This is a genomic window from Myxococcaceae bacterium JPH2 (assembly GCA_016458225.1).
Classification (GTDB): domain Bacteria; phylum Myxococcota; class Myxococcia; order Myxococcales; family Myxococcaceae; genus Citreicoccus.
In genome coordinates this window covers 64,220-83,455 of record JAEMGR010000018.1, presented here as the reverse complement: position 1 = coordinate 83,455, position 19,236 = coordinate 64,220, and the positions used below count along the sequence as shown (strand labels likewise).

Here is a 19,236-nt window from a genome sequence, read left to right as displayed (position 1 = left end):
GCCCTCCGTCGTCGCGACTGCGCGCCGCGCAACCCGAACCGGCGTCGCCACACCGTCCTCTGGGACAAGCGTGACCGACTCCGCGGTGGTCATGTCCGGGAACGCCGTCAACCGCAGACGCATCGCGGCCCCGACCGCCACCCGCTCCCCCTGCGCCGGGCTCGTCCCCACCAACTCCAGGTGGTCCATCGCCACCGCGGCCAGCGCACCCGCCAGAACACCCAAGCGCGACGACTCGTGCTGGAGCGGCAGCTCCACGGCCTGTCCAGCCACATCCAGGAACAACGTGCCCACGAGGAGGTGGTCATCCGCGAACGCCAGGGTCCGCGCGTCGCCCATCACCCACGCCCGCTCCAGCGAAGTCGGAGACTGCCCCACGGGAACCGCGAAGCGCTGAACCTTCCCACCACCCGCGGCCACGTAGGCGACCCCGCCACTCACCCACGTCTGCTCGGCGGACATCCAAGTGCGACCCTGAGGATCGCTCAACACCAGGCTCCCCGCCGGGGCAGGATTCAGCGGATCCGCCAGCTCCACGATCGCCACCTGCCGCACACGGCCGAGCGACGCGAAGGCGCGTGAACCGTTCACCACGATGTGCTGGGCGGGCGCGGACAACGGGAACCCCGTCCCCACCTCCGGCAGATCGCCTCGGGTCGCGTCCAACACATGCAGCCGCGGCGCCGCCACGTTTCCGTCCGCGACGAGCAAATAGGTGCCCTGGAGCGCGAGCGCCGTGGCGCCACCCACCACCGCCCGCGAGCCCACCGGCAACGGGGCCTCGGTCTCACCGAGCCGATACTGAGACACCCCGGCCGAGTCCGCGACGAACAGGAGCCGGTCTTGCACCACCACGTCCGTCGCCGAGCCAGTCGTCGCGATCGCCGGCTGCTCCACCGGCGCCGCGGGCAGCGAGACATCCCATCGCTTGAGGCCCGCTGGGCCCGCCGCCATGTAGAGCGTGCTGCCCGCCTTCGCGAGCCGTCGCCCACCGCCCGTCGCAGGGAAGCGCAGCGTCTTCTCCTCACGCAGCGTGGGCAGCTCGTTCAACCGAGCGATGAGCAATCCGCCCTCATCGGTAGCGCGAGAGGCCTCGTAGACCGTCCCATCTTCACCAACGATGGCCGACGCACCGCCCAACGCCGCATAGGCCACACCGTTGTCCACGAGGACGTGCGCCACGGGCAACGTGGGCAGTCGCGCGACCGCACCCGCGCCGTACAAGAAAGACTGAGGCAGCGTGAACGACTGCCCTGCCGTGGCCACCGTCACATCCACCAACCCCGCCGTGTGCGGTGGCACTCGCGCCACCGCCTGATCCATGGACAGCACACGCACTTCGAACGAGGGGGTATCGCCGAACGAGACGGACATGCCCGGATGGAAGCCCTTGCCTGTGAGTGTGATGCCGCCCCCGCCCTGCTGCGGCGACTGCGTCGGCGACACCACCTGCAAGCGCAACGGATCTCGGTACAGGAAGCCACCCAGCCGCGAGGCGCTCAAGCCAGAGGGGCCATCGATGACTTCCACGCGCGCGGGCCCGGCAGCGGCACCCAGCGACGGCGGCACCGTCACGTCCAGGGTGTCCCGCGCAATCCACGCAACCGAGGCTTCCTGACCACCCACCAGGACGCGCGTCCCGGGCGTGGCGCCAGCGGCAGCGCGGAAGCCCGCGCCGGTCAATCGAACCACCGTGCTGGCGTTCGCCAGCCCCGAGGCAGGGGTCAACGCACCCAACACGGGCTGAAGCGCCCCGTCAGGAGCGAGCATGAAATGCACCGACACTGGCACCGCCAGCGGCCGTGTGTCGAAGGCGTGCACCCCCGACGTCACGGACACCTGGATCTCGTCCCCCTCATTGAGGCTGTTCGGGGCCGGGGTGAAAAGCACGGTCGAGCCCCGTACCGAGTACACGACATCGAGCGCTCCCGCGACGTCTCGCCACGAGCCCCCGCTGCGAGCACGCACAAAGAACGTGGAGGGCGTCACCGAGCTCACGGCCACCGGCAACGTGAAGCGAACTTGAATCGAAGTTCCCACCGGGACGACGGCGCCCTCGGCAGGAGTCACATCCACGGCCAACAGCTCCGTGGGAGGAACCTCGATGAGCGTCGAGCTTCCGGACGTCGCCGCGAACAACGAGCCGCCCACCTCCGTCAAACCCGTCACCGGCGCCCCCAGGTCCGTCGCCTGAAGCAACCGAGGATGGCTCTCATCGCGCAAATCGAAGACATGGACCTTCGTCCCCACCGTGACGAAGGCCTGTCCGCCACGGACCAACAGCCGGCTCGCGACAAGCTGCTCATAGCTTCGAGAGCCACTCAGCACCGTCGTACTGCCCAAGCGGGTCCCCAGTCGGTCGTACACCGTCAGCGACAAACCCGAGCCCGTGCCGTTCGCCACCTGCGAGGTGAGCGCGTAGAGCCGGCCTGGTCCCACGTCGAGCGCGAGCGCATCCGCGTCCAGCGGGACCGAAGTCGGCGTGGACAAGCGTGGCCCGCTCGCTTGGAAGACCTGGATGGCACCCGGGCCCGCCTGCGGATCCGTCACGCTGACGAATGCCTCCGCCCCCACGACTCGGACTCCAGTCGCCCACCCGAATGTGGTCGCGTGATCCGCCACGAAGGGGAACGCGGGGTCAGAAGCGTCCACCACCGAGAGCCCCAGCGCATCCGTCGCCAGGAACGCAACCGAGCCCGACACATCGATGCCTCGAACCGGCGTCTGGCTGAGCACCCCACCCAGTCGCAAGGGGCGCTCCTCGACCTTCACATCGAAGATCTCCAGCCCGGCGAACCCCGGGGTCGACACGCCCGCGTACAACGTGTCCCCACGCAGTCGAATCTCGGAGGCCACGCGTGGCGGGAAGCCCGGCAGGGACAGCGCGGTCCCCACGGGCATGTCATACGAGAAGAGCCCGACCTGGACCGGCGCCTCATCGGGCCGCTGCACCCTCACGGGGACCAGCGCCGCGCCGTCCACCGCGGGCGTCGTGAAGCGCAACGACGAGAGGTCTCGGATGTCCACGTCCACCGCCGGCGCGTCGCCGACAAACACCTTCGACCCCGGAGCGAGCGCGCGTGCTCCGGACAGAGACACCGTCACCCGCGTGCCCCCCTCCACTGGGCCATGGTCCGGGGTCAGCGTCACCAGCGCCCCGGCGAGCGAGTCCAGGTACAGCACCGCGGACGGCAGCGTGCCCGTGGGACCGCCACCGTTCTCCACGGTCAGGTCCGCAGGCCCCGCGAGCGTCGCCGCGGGCACAGTCACACGCAGCTCCGTATCGGACAGGACATCGAACGTCGCGGCGGCTCCCCCCACCCACACATGGGCCGTGCCCGTGAAGCCCTCTCCCGTCACGGTGAGGCTCGTGCCTCCCGCGAGGTCCGCCGTGGCACGCGAGACCGCCACCGGCTTCGGCACGTGGCTGTTCGCCGCCGCGGTCCGGAAGTCCAGACGGAACGGGACGAGCAAGGCCCCTCCGCGCTGGTCCGTCACGGTGGAGTCCACGGACAGGTGGTAGTCCTGACTCGGGCTCAGCGCGCCGCTCGCGCGCACAGTCAGCACCGAGTCCACGACCTCCAACACCACTGGCACGTCCTCGCCCCCCGGCCCCAGCAGCCGGACGTTGCGCGACGTCACGCCCGAGGTCGCCAGCGCTCGATTGAAGCGCACCGTCAGCGCCACGCTCTCAGGAGGCACCGCCGCCTGCCGCTCCGGGGCAAAGCCCGTCACGTACAGGAACGGCACGGACAGCTCGGAGACACGGTCACGGCTGGCCAGGAGCAAGCGGTCCTGCACGGGCACCACGTCCCAGGCGCGCTCCACGTTGCCGCCACTCACCAGCTGCGGACGCGTGGGATCCGACACATCCACCAACAGCACGCCGCCTTCGGCCGACGCCACGAAGAGCATGTCGCCCACGAGCCGCAGGCGCTGCGGGTGCCCCGGCGCATTGGACAGCTTCGAATCGAACGGAATGGACGCGCCCGGAATCAGCATGGGCACCGCGGGATCCGCCACGTTCACGAACAACAGGCCGAAATCAGCGGCGGCCACGATGGCCACGCCTCGCACCACGACGACATCCGTCAGGACATAGGGAAGCGGAAGCTGTCCCACCAACGCCGCCCCAGGCCGCGCCGAGCCATAGACAAGCAACTGCCCCGTCGACGTCCCGCCCACATGGGGAAGCGCCTGGTCTCCCGCGCCATGGCCCGTGATCGAAGTCTCGGGAGGCGGAGGCAGATCGCGCGGGTCCCCCGAATCCGGCGGGCAGTAATAGAGGCCCTGGTGCGATCCCGTCACCACGAACGCACGCCCCTCGGCGACCGTCGCGCCGAAGACATCCGGGAGCATACCCAATGAACCGACGAGCACCGGGTCCTGAGGCACACGTGCGTCAAAGAGCGCGACGGAACCCGCCTCGCCATATGCGCGCAGCGAGCCAGGACACTGCTCGTTCATGGCCTTGTGCATCTCCGTGCCGAGCACCCAGGCTCCGGTCGGCGTGGGGAGTACGCGAGTGGCCGACATCGTCTCGCCGCTTCCGCTCGTGTTGAGCGCGGCCCGCCCCAGCAGTGGCAAGCCTCGCGTGTCGGTCGCGTCGAGCACCGTCAAGCCACTCTGCCCGTTGGCCACATACAGCCGGCCATCGCGCGCGGCGACATCCAGCGAGTCCGGCATCACTTCGATGTCCGGCAACGCGGTGTCGTTCACGTAGCGCATGCGCACCGCGAAGAAGCGATCAACGAGCGCATCCGGCGGATCCACCACTTGAGCGCCCGACGTGCGCGGAGCCCCAGCCCGGGTCGCATCCAGCACGAGCGCGCGGTACGACTCCTGAATCGTCCCCTGCTTGGTGATGGGGCCGACGTAGTCCTGCGCGAAGCGGTTCCCGTTTCCACTCGCACCCGCCGCCGCGAACACCTGGAGCGGCTGCGCGGGATTGGCCACCAGCGCCTGAGGCGCCGTCGCCACCGCGCGCTCCTCTCCCGAGAAGGGCAAGCCGTAGCCCACCTTGCTCGACGCGCTCGCGCGCGACAGCCCATCGGGCGCCACCACGGTCACCTCGGCCGCACCGAACGAGCCAGCCGGCGCCACCGCGGTCAGCGAGTGGAAGGACGTCACCTGCACATCCGAGGCGGGCAGGCCTCGCACGAGCACGCGCGTGGCCCCCAGTGGATCCGCCCAGGCCGGCAGGAAGCCGTCGCCCACGACGCTCACGGTGCTGCCGCCCCTCGGGTTGAGGAAGCGCGGCGTGGCCTCGGTTGCGCGCAGCGGCGCGACATACAGGTACCCACCCGAACGCCGAGCCACCAGTGCGGACGTGTCTTGCCGGACCTCGACATCCGCCAGGCCCACCACACCCGGCGGCGTCACCACCTCGAGGCGCGTGGACGACGAAGCCCACACCTGCGCCGGCAACCCGCCCATCCACACCGTCGAGTCCGAGGTGAAATGGCTGCCCAGCACCTGCACCCGCTGGCCGCCCACGACGGGGCCCACGCGAGGGACCACCTGCGAAATCACCGGTGCATCCCCCATGTCCGCCGCGGCGATGAAGGACACCGAGAACGGCGCGATGAGCGCGACCCCAGCGGGCGTCTTGAGGGCCTTCGACACGGACAGACGCATCACCGCGCCCGCGGGCAACGGCTGCGACGGCCGGAACACCATCGTGCTGCGAAGGTCTCCTTCGCCTCCGACCTCGGGAGGCGGCCCTGCGACAGGGATGCCATTGGCCGTCAGCGAGAAGGCTCCCGGCGCCGTGGCGGCATCGAACGCCGCGGACAGGAAGACGGTGACGGACGCCAAGGACCTCGGGACTCGCTCTCCCTCGGCCACGCTGGCCCCCACCACGGACAGCTCAGATGCGTCTCCGAACTCCAGGGCCCAGCCCCGCGCCCCACGCTCGCGCATGCTCACGAGGCGGCCCCCACCCAGGGCCACGGCCCGAGCGTCCCCCCCGTCATTTCCAGCGACGTGGTAGAGCAGCTTCGGGTCGAGCAGGTCGCTGAGATCCACCACCGCGACGCCCGCGCTCCCCGCCGCCACATAGGCCACTCGCCCGGCGAGCCGCACGTCCGCGGCAAAACCCTTCACGTCCACCGAGGCCAGGCGAACCGGAACCTCGGACGACACGTCCACCAGCACCAGTCCCTCGGCGCCCGCCGCCACCACTGCCACATCACCCAGCATCCGCACGCGCTGCGCCGCGATGGACTGAGGCATGGCCCCCACGGGCACGGGTGCGCCCGACATGGACCACACCTGCAGAGTGCCCGCGCCCACGCGGAAGTCCGCGTCACGCGTGCCCGTCCCGAGCACCGCCCGGTCGCCCCAGACCGCCACGGACTGCGCTCCCGGCGGCGTGGAGACCTCGTGAACCGGGAATGCCTCCACTGAGATGTCGAACGAGCGCAGACCACTGGCCGCGGCCGCCGCGAGCAAGCGGTCACCTCGCGCATCCACGGCGAAGACGCCGTGCGCACCCGCGCGCGTCACGCGACGCAGGACAGGCGACTCGGGGTGGTCCACATCCACCACCGCCACCGCCCCCTCCATGGCGCCGCCCCCCGAAGCCGCTGGGACGACGAGACCCACGTACAGCAGGTCTCCGCCCTCCAGCGGGTACGCGATGGACGTGGCCTCACCCGGAAGCATCAGGCTCCCCAGTCGACGGTCATCGCGCTGGTCGCCGTTGTCATCCACCAGCTTGCCCCGCTGGTCGGGAGGAATGGGCATGCCCACCTGAGGCCCGAAGCGCCGCAAGCCCGACAGGTCGACGACCTCCAGCGCAGAACCACCCACCGTGAAGGCCAGCTCGCCCACCACCACGGCATCCCGCAACGGATGCCCCAGCGCGACAGATGCCCCCGTGGGTTGATCGAACGTGAAGCCACGCACCAACGTTCGAGTGGTTCCATCCGGGTTGGTGACCGTCACATCCACCGGCCCGCGCAGCCCATCCGGCGTATAGGCCTGGATGAGCCCCAGCCCCAGCACGCGCACCTGATCCGCGGGCCGACCGCCGAACCGCACCTGCACACCGCCTTCGGGCGCGAAGCCCGTGCCCGAGATGAGCACCCGCGTGCTGCCAGACGTCGGCCCGCGAGCGGGTGTCACCGCCGCGACCGAGAGCGAATCCACGTAGAGGAACGCACCCACGAGGTCCGCGCGACTGCCCCCCGGCACCCCCACCGTGAGCGTGGCGGGCCCCGCTCCACCCGCCGGAACCTTCACGACGGCCTGGGTGCTCGACACAAGCGACACGAGCTGCGCGGGCACGTCGTTGAAGCGCACTTCCATCCCCACTCCGAAGCCCGTGCCGTTCAGCGTGACCAGGGTCCCACCCGCGGACGGTCCCTGACGAGGCGTGAGCGTGGAAACAGTGACGGGCACCGCCGAGGGCTGCGAGGCCGTGGTGAACTCCGCCACGAAGCTCCCAGGCATGGGCGTCGAGTTCTTCCGGGCGTGCAGCCCCTCGACGCGAATCTGGTACGTCTGATTGACGGCCAACCCGTCCTGGGGAACGAGCGTCAGCGTCGTCCCGGCCGTATCGGCTTCGACACGCGACAAGGGCACGGGCACGCCCGCGGCCGATCCGTTCATCAGCACCAACTGCACCGTGGACGCGTCCGCATCCAGCACAGGTTGGCTCAGGATGACTCGCGGCGTGGTGCCCACGTAGACGGCGGTCTCGCCATCCGCGGGTACGCTTGCCGTGACGACGGGGAACGGCACTCCCACGACGACCAACGCGTCGCCAGGGACCTGAGCCCCCTCGGGCACGGGCACCGTCTCGGACACGGTCCCCACGAGCACATCGCCTTCCACCGCCACGTCGGACAGCTTCGCCGCGGGGAACAGATCCACCGCGTCCACGGCCTCGGGGCGCGTCGGGTCCGACGCCATCACCACCTGGAGGAGCGCCGCGTTGCCAGAAGCCCCCGCCACGCCCAGTTGCGCCCCGAGCGCGGCCGATGTGAAGCGCATGCCCGCCACCAGCGGCGTCACCGTCGAGACGTCATGCGGACGGGTTGGCGGAGTCAGGGAGAGCGTGCGCAAGGCCTCTCCCACCACGGACAGACCTTGCCGCCCCGAGAGCGCGACCGCCGAACTGCCGCCGGACAACTCACCCACGACGGGCAGCCCCGGCATCGCCAGGTCGGTGACGAGCAGACGCCGTTCACCGCCCCACTGGGCCCGCAGCACCGCGTAGTGACCCGATACAGCCACGTCCTCGATGGACGGCTCACGCTGCGTGCCGTCGAAGAGGAACTTCGTCACGCTGCCCAGCAGCACTGGACGGTCCGGGTCCATCAACGAGAACAACGTCACGCCCGAGCTTCCCGACGCCATCAGCGCCAGGTCCCCCGCGAGCGCGATGCCCGTTGCCTTGCCCACGCCTGGAACGGCCACCACCAGCGCTGGCGCGGTCGGCAGGGTCACGTCAACGACGAGCAGCGAGGGAACGCCCTCTCCCACCACGTCCACGTACGGCAGGCTCGCGCCGTTCACCGCGACGTAGGCGCGCGTACCCCGCACCGCGAGCGCCACGGGCTCGTAGGGCGCGGGCATCGACATCCCGCCCATCACCGAGGCTTGGGTGGGCTGCGACACATTCACCACCGACAGCGCGCCCTGAATGCTCGACCGCTGCAGCTCCACCACGTCCTTCGCGCTGGTCGCGACCGCCGCAGGCGAGAGCACATAGGCCTTGCCCGCCGACAGCGCCACCTTCACCGGCGGCAACGACGGGAGGCGTCCCGCGACCTGCCCGCCATCCCCCGGCACCGAGACCTGGCGCCCCACCACGGACGACACCGAGAGGTCCGTGTACAAGTAGGCGCCGGGCACGACCACGACGCGGCCATCCGGGTTCGTCACTCGGACATCCGCGGGGCCGAAGGTTCCGGACGGCATCTTCACCGTCATCAGTCCCGGAGACAGCACGCGCACGTCGGTCGCGGCCTTGCCGCCCACCGTCACCGTGGCACCACGCTGGAACCCACCTCCGACCAGTTCGACAGTGTTGTTGCCCGCGAGCGGTCCTGTGGCGGGGGAGACGAAGTTCACCTCCAAGATCTTCAAGAAGAGGAAGCCGCCATAGAGCGAGCCCTCCAGGCCATTGGGGTTCACCACGGTGACCGTGGCCGCACCCTCGAGCTGCGCGGGGGTGCGCGCCGTCAAACTCAGCCCATCCGCGGCCACGGCCACATCCGTGGCCTCCGCCCCGGAGAAGAGGACACGAGCCCCCGTCGCGAACCCCGTGCCATGCACCGTGACGAACGTGCCGCCTTCCAACGGCCCCGAAGCAGGCACCACTTCGAGAACCGAGGGCAGCGCCGCGCCCACCGCGCGCGTGGTGAATCGCGAGCGGAACGTCTCGCCGAGGACCAAGTGGGTGGACGTGGCCAGCTCCGGCCCCACCGTGAGGAAGTAGTCCGTGGAGACCGCGAGCGACTGCAAGAGATGCACGCGCAGCAGCCGCCCCATGACCTCCACCCGAGTCGGCACCTCAGGCCCCAGTTGAGGCTCTCCAGCGCGCAACACCACCGTTCCAAGCTGGATGCTCTCGGGATCCGGCGCCGTGGAGAACTCGACATCGATGACCAGGTCATTCGCGGCGACGGGCACCTGACGCGCGCCGTCCGCCGGACTCACGGACATGACGACCATCCGCTCCAACCCGTAGAGCGCCAGCGAGCCATCCACCGTCGTGACCGCGCCCCCCGCGGCCGGAACCACCTGGGCCACGCGAGGCAGGTTGGCGCGAACCAGCGTGCTCGCGGAGCCATCCGGTTTGACGACCGAGACGGCCATCAGCCCCTTCACCGGTTGGGCATTCGCGTCGACGAGTTGAGTGGTTCCCAGCACCAGGTGGCCCGTCGCCGCCACGGACGCCAGCCCCGTGGCCAGCACGTCCTGGCGCGCAAGCGCATGCGGAAGCAAAGACAGCAGGCGCGGCGACTCAGGCCGCGTCAGGTCCACCACGGCGAGTCGAGCCCCCGGGCCATCACATCCCACGAAGGCACGCGACCCGACCGCGGACACCGTCAGCGCGGCACCCGGGACCGCCACGAAGCCCCGCTGCTTCAACCTCGGATGCCGCGGGTCCAGCACGAGCAGGCCCGCATCGCCCGCTGCCACGAGCAGCAGATCCCCAGCGACGAAGACATCACGCGCGCCACCAAGCACGGGCACCGTGAGCACCCGCTGCGGCGCCGTGGGCACGCCCACGTCCACGACCACGACCCCTGCCGACCCATTGGCCACGTACGCCAGCCGATCCTTCACAGCCACGCCGCGCACCTCGTTGCCGGGCAGGTCCACGCTCCCGCGCAGCACGCGCGTGCTCGCGTCCACCACCGACAAGGTCGGCGGCACGTAGACGCCCCCCGCCTTGAGCCGCGATGGTGACACCACCAACGCGAACTGCCCCGCCATCGTCATCGCCGCGGGCGGAGCATCGAGGGGCACCAGCCCCAGCGCGACCAAGGGATTGTCGCCCTGCGTCGCCTGGACGAACGCCACCGCGTTCCCCGAGGGCGAACTCTGCGGACTCACCCCAGAGCCACCCACCACCACGAGTCCCGCTGCATTCGCCGCCACGGGCCCCAGCGACGACGTCGTGCTGAATGGACTCAGCAGGTGCGACGGTCGCAGGCCGATCTCCACCTTCACGGAGCTGGACTCCGTGCGGTTCTCGGACGGATCCACCGCCGCGGAGTGCAGCGTCACCTGGTCCCCCGCCCGACCACCAGGCACGAGCCAGCTCAGGGAATGCAACGGGCGATTCGAGGGACCCGGATGCGTCTCCGACGTCGACCCAAGCTTCGCGCCATCCACCCAGAACTCGACGAAGTCGATGCCCGCGTTGTCGCGTGCCGCCGCGGACAAGGTGACGGTGTCGCCCTCCGTCACAAGGTCGTAGGCGGGCGGGTCCACCATCTCCACCTCGGGAGGCACGGTGTCGCGCACGGTGCCCACCATCACTGCCGCGGACACAGTCTCCTGCCCCGCGGTGTCCACCGCCACAGCGGTGAGCGCGAAGTCCCGATTGCCGCTGCCCACCGGCGCGATGAACTCGCCGACATACACGTTGGGCGCGCCCGGAATGCCCGCGGGCGTCTCGGCGGTCGCCACGCGCTTGCCGTCCACCAGGAAGATGACTTGCCGGATGCCACCGTCGGCATCCGTGGCCTCGACCTGCATGCGCACAGGGCGGCCATCGAAGACGTTTGTGCCGGGCAGCGGCTTCTTGATGGCCACCACGGGCCGAGCGTCCGGAACCACCTGGACCTGGAGCGGCGCGGAACGCGTCTCCTGCCCCGACAGGTCCACCGCGCGAGCGCGCAGCGTCAGCGTCGTGCCGACGAGCGACGCGGGCGCCTCATAGTCAAAGTCATACGGCAGCACGTAGCGCCGAGCCACCTCGGTCAGCGAGTCCCCCGTCCCCACATCCAAGGACACCGAGGCCACGCCCACGCTGTCTTCGGCCGTCACCGAGAAGCGGCGCTTCAAGCCCGCGACCACCTGCGCGGGGCCATGCAGGGCCACGGTCGGCGGCTCGTCCTTCACCACCTTCACCGAGACCTGCTGCTGCGACTTCAGTTGGGAGCTGTCCGTGGCCTCGGCGATGAACGTCAGGGTGCTGCCCCGTGCCCCCATGGGGACGCGGTACGAGAAGCGATACGGCGCGACCGGCATGGTGGCGAGCGGCTCGGTGCTTCCCGCCAGGCGGAACACCACGCTGGCCACGCTCACGTTGTCCTCGGCCTTCGCCTCGATCTCCAGGCGCATGCCCTCGACGATCTCCGAGCCAGCCGCGGGCGACAGGAACGCCACCGAGGGCGGTTCTGTATCGGCGTGGACCGATACCGTCACGACAGGGGCCATGGACTCCTGGCCCAGCGAGTCCCGAGCCCGCGCGCGCAAGGTGAGCGTCCGACCCGCGGACCCATACGGCAGTGGCACGCGGAAGGAGAACGGACGCGTGGTGCCCGTGTAGCGCAGCGTTCCACCCACGCCGCCTTCGACGAGGACCTCCACCCACGAGATATCGACATCGTCCTGGGCCGCGACCACCACGGCGAAGTCGCGTCCCTCCGTCAGCGTGTCGCCCTGGTGTGGCTGCGCCAATGCCACCGTGGGCGCCTTGTCGGTCACGACAGGCACGCGCACGAGCTGGCTGTTCACCCGATGCATGAACGAGTCCACTGCGGAGGCCTGCAGCGTCATCTCCGTCGCGCCGCGAGGCACCGGCACCTGGAACGCGAACGGCGGACGCCGCAGCACCAGCGGCGTCACCGAGCCATTCACCGACAGCTCGACCGACTGGATGCCCACGTCATCCTCGGCGGACACGACCACCGTCGCGGTGCTGCCCTCCACCACCGAGCGACCATCGGGCGGCGCGATGATGGCGACCGCCGGCTCGCGGTCTCGCACCACGTTCACCTGCTGGATGAACTGCAAGCTCCACTTCTGGCTGAGATCCCGGGCCCGAGCGGCCACGAAGTACGGAGCGCTCTGCGCGCCCGCCCCGGCCAGCGTCGCGAGCGCGGGCGCCGTCACTGCGTAGCTCACGGGAGGGGCGTACACGTCGAACGGCGACGACGGCAGCGCGTTCTCCGGCGGGAAGCCTCCCGCCACGTACACCACCTGGAGCGCGGCCTGACTCGGTCCCGCGAGGATCTCCACGCGGTCCACGAAGACGTTGTCCCAAGCGGACACTTCCACCTGGAAGGGGGTCTTCTCGACCACGCTCTGGCTGGGCAACGGTTGCAGCAGAGAGGCCACGGGCGCGCTCGTGTCAGCCACGACCACGACAGCCTGCTCCTCGGAGGACGCGTGGCCCTCAAGGTCGGTCGCCACCGCGCGCAGCGTGAGCGCCGTCTGGGTCCGGTTCGGATCCAACGCCACGAAACCGGGCGGCAATCGCACCCGACCGCCATAGAGCTTCAGGCGGGACACATCCTGGAACGGGGCACTCAGTCGGAGGACCGCCGCTCGCACGTCCGGATCCAACGGGACAGGCAGGTCGTTCTCCAAGTGGTCCGCCATGACGCGGACTGCCTGCGCGGTCGTCTCAGGGACCTCCAGCACAGGCTGCCCGTTGATGAACCACTGCACGCTGCGGACGCGCGTGTCGTCTCCCGCGACCGCTTGCAGGAAGAGCTGGATACTGCCCTCGGAGAGCGTCGCGTCCCGCGCGGGTGTGGCGATGGCCACAGCAGGCGCGCTGGCGCGGCGTCCCTCCACCACCAGCCGGACCTGCCCCTTCTTCCCCAAGGTGTCCGTCACGGTGACGAGCAACACAGAGGGCTCGCCATCGCGACCGACGGGCGGCGTGAACGACACGCGTCGCGAGGCAAGCCGCGTCGCGGGCGACACCGCCTCGCTCAGAACGACGGCATCCCGGAACCGCACCTCCACCGAGGCCACGCCCACGTCATCCAGGGCATCGAAGGCCAGGTTCGCCACGGTGCCCTGCAACAGTCGAACGAAGCCGCTCGCCAACTCCGGCGCCGTGACGCTCTCCACGTCGGAGGCCAAGGAACTCCAGCGCACGGACGGCACCGCATCCGGGCGGACATCGACGAAAGTAGAAGCGGACACCGAGGCATTGCCAGCGCGATCGCGCGCCACCACAGACAACGCCACGGGCGCGCCGCTGGCCGGACGACGCAGCACGAGCGACGTGCTGGCATCCGGACCTGGACGCGTGAAGGACGCGACCGTCAGGCCGTCCACCTGAAGGTCCGCTGACTCGACCTCGACGTTGTCTCGGAACGACATGGACACCGCCACCGGCGAGCCTTCGACCACCGTGCTCCCATTGGCGGGCTCCGTCACCAGCACCGAGGGGACCTGGGTGTCTGGCTGCACGCGCAAGGGAATCGTCGCCATCGCGCGCTTGCCCGAGGTGTCACGCGTGAACGCGCTCAGCACCGCCGCGCGCGGAGACCACCCCATCGGCGGACGCAAGCGCACTTGCGGCTGAATGGCACGACCGGCCGTCACGGCATGGGAATCCAACAGGCCCAGCGCGACCCACTCGTCCCCCGCCACCACGCGCGCTTGGACACCGAGGGAATCGAACACGAGCCCCGTGCGGGACACCACGACGGGCTCACCCGCAGCGGTCTCGGGCAGCAGCTCCACATCGATCTCATCGACCTGGACGTCAGGGACCGGAAAGCCGAGATCCACTTCGTACAGAGGCGCCCGGAGCACCACCTCGCCCCGGCCCGCGGGGTACGTCGCAAGGAAATCCCGCACGGCCGCCGAGTTCTCGGCCCCGGCGAGGATGCGGTAGCGATAGGCCACCCGTGCACGTGCGCCCTTCCCCGTTGGGGACGGCGCCACCCGCAGCTTGACCCGGCCTGGGGCAGTCCCCAGGTCGAGCGAGTCCGGAGGAACAATCCGCAGGGTCCCCGCACCCACGGCCGCGCGGAACGTCTGCGCCTGACCGAAGCTCCACGTCACTTGAGACGCGGTACCTCCCGGCACGGCGTTGGGTACAGAGAGTTCCACCGCATCCGGGGTCTCGGTGGAGATCCGCGCGGCCGAGGTGGACAGCACGACGAAGCCCGACTCCAGCCCCACGTCATCCTTCAGCTCCACCTGGACCTGCTCGCGACGCTCCTCCGTGACAGCCGTACCGGACTGGGGACGAAGCACCGCGACCGAGGGAGCCGCATCCTCGACGAGCACGCGCGTCAGGCTTGCCTCGGTGGTCTTGAGGGTCGAGTCCACAGCTCGCGCCGAGAACGTCATCACCCGCGCTCCCGCGCCCTGCGTCGGCATCGGGACGGGAATCGTCATCACGACGCTCGCGCCCGGCGAGTAGGCTGGGAGGCTGAGCGCAACCCCATCCAGGCTCGCCTCCACGGTGCGGACTTCCCCGTCGTCACTCGCGGCCACGGTGAGGTTCACGGTGGTCCCCGCCACGCACACGCGCTCGTCCGGCCCGCCAGCCAGAGACAACGTCAGGCGAGGCGGTTCCTTGTCGAGAAGCGGCTTCACGACGAAGTCCACCGGGGAGGTCTCCGTCACGTTCCCCGCGGGATCGAACGCACGGGCCACCAGGGTGTGCTTTCCCGCCACCATCCCGCGAAGCGAGACGGTGCCCGCGAAACTCCCCACATACTCCCGGCGGGTCAGGATGCTGCCCGGGCCCAGCGGATCCGGAACGCGGGTCTCCTCGAAGCGCTCCTCGGCGACGCTCAGCGGATCCGAGCCATCCGCCAGGTGCAGCACGACTCCGTCCACGAGCACCGCGACGCGGGACACCCGCACGTCATCACGAACTTCCACGCGCGCGCCAAGGGAGCCGTTCAACGCCACTTCCAGTGGGGTATCGCGAGAAGGCAGCGGAGACACCAGCAGGGCCGTGGGCGGCTGCACATCACGAGTCACCTGGAGCGCGACCGTCGCCGGCTCCGAATTCTGCCCGGCGGTATCGCGCGCCATGACGCCCACCGTCTCCGGCTGCCCCAGATGGACAATGGGCGCACGGACCGTCACCACCTGAGGCGTCCGCACATCTCGCGCAGGGCCGGTGACCGGCAGCGTCCCCTGGGGGATGTCACCCGACACGCCCACCCAGCCAATGACCCCATCGTCATCCGCGAGCGACACGGCCACGGGCACATCCTCGCCCTCGCGGTAGGGACTGCCCGACGGAGGCGAGAGCACCGTCACGGTGGGCGGCTGGTCCCGTACGGCCTGGACGGAAATCCGGCGCTCAGCCGTTTGGCCATGGGTATCCGCGGCCACGGCCCGCAGCTCCAGACTCTGAGGCGCCGTCTGGGTCGGCGGCTGCGCGGGGATGGGCACCGGGAAGGTGAAGACCTGGTAGAGGCCATCCCGCACACCCTCTTGCAGCCGGGCCACTTTCTGAGCGCCCAGGTACAGTTCGGCCCACGCCACCGCCACGTCGTCCGAGGCCACCACCTCGACGCTCAGCGTCCGGCTCGCGAATACCCGAGCGCCCTCGGCGGGCGAACGGAAGCCGACGAGCGGCGCCTGCGTGTCCTCTGCGATCTCAATCGAGACCTGGGATTCGGCCGTCGCGTCCGCGCTGTCGGTCGCCACAGCCTTCAAAACGGCACTGCGGGCTGGCCCGGCGATGGGCACCTCGAATCGGTACGGAGGAACCGTCAGGGTGGCGACGGAGGTCGCGCCCAGGAAGAGCTCCACCTTCTTCACCGCCACATCGTCCGAGGCATCGACCACGACCTCGAGCTTGCTACCCACCGTGACGTGCTGACCGGAGGCAGGGCGGCGCAGGGAGACCTCGGGCGGGGCGTCACCCAGGGCGTGGATCAACACCTCGGGCGAGAACCCGACATTGCCCGAGACGTCATAGGCACGCGCCCGCAAGCGGTGGTCGGCCCGAGTCTGGAGAAGGGATGGCGCCACGATGGCGTGCGTGACGAATGAGCCCGGAACTCCTGCGTTCTTGGGGGGCGCGGTGTCCGTGAAGATGACCGCGTCATCCACGAGCAGCTCCACCTTGCTGACGTCGACGTCATCGAGCCCTGCCACGCTCACCAACAGCTCTTCGGTCCGCACCACCTTCGCGCCTTGGGAGGGCGTGACGAGTGCAAGCGACGGTGGCTGCACATCCGGCGCAGAGAAGATCGTGACGGACTGACGCGTCTCCTGGCCCGCGCTGTCTCGCGCCACCGCGTCGATGACGAACGTCTGCCCCGCGGACGCGGGAGGCAGCAGGTAATCGACGGCATAGGGCGCCGCGCTCGACAAGCCCACCGGCGCGCCATTCACGAACCAGCTCACCTGAACGGGCTGCTGCGAGTCATCCAGGGTCGCGGCGAGCAGTGACACATGCGAGCCCGCCAGCACGCTGCCCTGATGCGTGGGGCTGAGAATGCTCAACTGCGGCGGCGAGTCCGCCTTCACCATCGCGTTGAACGCCACCCGGCGCTCGTTGCCCCCCACGTCGATGGCCTGAACCTCGATCTTCACCCGCTTGCCCAAGCTGGTCGCGGGCGGCGTCCACGCGAAGGAGAAGTCCTCCGAGCCCGCAGGCGAACTCCCCAGCGCGCCCTTCGAAAGCCGGGTGCTTGCCACCACGGCACCCTCCACCCACAAGCGAAGGTCCACCCCGAAGGCGAGCGCGTCATCTCCCAGCGAACCCGCCACGACGAGAGGTGCCCCCACGGTGGCATCAGCGATGGGGCCGACCGGCTGACGCAAGGTGAGCAGCGGCGCGGTGTCCGAGGCGATCCGCACGGCAAGCGCCTCCACCGGAACCTCCGCGCCCGCCCCATCCACTGCGGCCGCGCGAATGATGGCCGCAGTCCCCGCCGATGACTTCGGCGGAAGGAAGCTCACTTGCCACACCGGCACGAGGACGGGCTCCTGCCCCTTCGCCGTCGACTTCAGGCGGACTTCGACACTCGGCGCGACTGCCACGCCCAGGGGGGCGTCATCCACCGAGAAGCGAACAGACTGGAAGTCTCCCGGAGCCAAGGTGCCCGAGGTCCAATCCCCGCTCGTCACCCGCAGGAGCTGCGGCAATCCAGCGACGAGCACCTGTCCCGCCTGAGGGGCTTCGTACACGACGTGTCGCGAGCTGGCCGCAGGGGCTCCAGTCACCGCGACGCGGATCTCCGGCGATAGTCGCTCCTGCTGCGCGGTGTCCACCACCCGGGCGCGGAGCACCATCGTGCCCCCAGCGTACGGGGGCGCCTTCACCTCCAACACGTAAGGCGGCGAGGTATCGGACACCGTCGGCACGCCGTTGACGAGGAAGTCCACCCGCGCGACGCCCACGTCATCCGACGCCGTCGCATGCACTTCGAGGCTGCCCCCGGCCACCACCGTCGAGGGGGCGCTGAGCGTCACCTCGGGCACGCCGTCGCGCGCATCCACCTTCAGCGACACGGGGGCCTGTCCGGGGTACTTCGCGAAGACCCGCGTGGGAACCGCGCGGAGTGACGTCACCCGACCATCCGGCGACACCGTCAAACTGGAGGCGTCCTCGGAACTCCACTGCGTCCCAAGCTCCGCGGGCGTCAAATCAACCCGGGCGCCATTGGTGAGAACGCCCTCCAACCGAAGCTGGAGCGCCGCGCCCACTCGGTCGATGACGGCCGCCGTCGCGGGGGGCGCGGGCACAATCGCCAGCGACGCCAGGATCGCGGTGGAGTCCACCACCACCGGCACCGAGGCCGTGTAGCCCGCGTACGCCACCGTCACGGTTGTGTCGCCATTGGCGCGCGCCACCACCTGTCCCTCGCGCGTGACGACCGCCACGGACTCATCTTGGGAGGTGTACGTGGCGCCGCTCGACGCACCGCTGACATCCACGTCACCCGCGATCGCGAACTTCGCCGTCGCCGTCAGGGTGACCCGCTGCCCGGGCCCCTCGGACAGCAGCAACGGAGAGGGGCTGGCCCGCAGGGAGAGCACCGGATCGAACGCGTTCGAGTCGGTGAACTCCACCGTCGAGGTGTGGACGGTGCGACCGAACGGATCCACCAGCGCCACGTCCGCGACGACCACACCATCCGGGGGAATGGAGGGCGTTCGCACGGGCAAGGAGAACGTCACCTTCCCCGGCGACGTCAGCCGGGGATAGGCCACCAGCCGGCGAGCCACCACGAAGGCATGCGCCTCCACGTCATCCAGGTCGCCCTTCACCGTACGCAACAGGGCCGAGGACGCGCCCGTCACCGTCAACTCGGCGCGCGCCACCGGCCCCTGGAACGCCACATCCACCAGCAGCTTGCTCGCGTCCGAGGACGCCCGCACGCTCACCGCGTTCGACGCGAAGCCCGGCGGCTGAGCGGCCGCATCGAGCACCACCTGGGCGGTCTCAGCCTCTGTCCCCGAGGACACCACGGGGGAAGCACGCACCGTGAGGCGGCCATCCGCGGGGAGCGGCGCGCTGAGCGGCACCAACACGTGAAAGGGGACCGCACCCGCCTCGTCCCGCGACACCACCGTCCGCGACAGGTTCGCAAACGCGCCCGCCGAGGCCGATGTGCCCTGCACACTGACGGCGACCTGACGGACGTCCCCCCCCTCGACCTCGAAGCCCAGCTCCACCGAGCGGGCCCCAGGCTGCGGAGGCGCCACCGGATAGATCGCCACCACCGACGGCGCGGACTGCGCCACGGCGAGGCCCGGCGTCGCGCACACGAATGCCAGCACGACACCCAGCGCCCCCAGGCGCCACGTGGAGAGCCACTGCAT

1 protein-coding gene (running past one end of the window) is annotated in these 19,236 nt (G+C 70.1%); it reads right to left on the bottom strand.

Going from position 1 to position 19,236, the window contains the following annotated elements:
* Nucleotides 1–19,236: the 5' portion of an IPT/TIG domain-containing protein gene (locus tag JGU66_25470; GenBank protein MBJ6764138.1), read on the bottom strand. The gene continues 9,795 nt to the left of window position 1, outside the view; the window shows 19,236 of its 29,031 coding nt (coding positions 1–19,236); the start codon lies at nucleotides 19,234–19,236; the stop codon falls past the left edge of the window.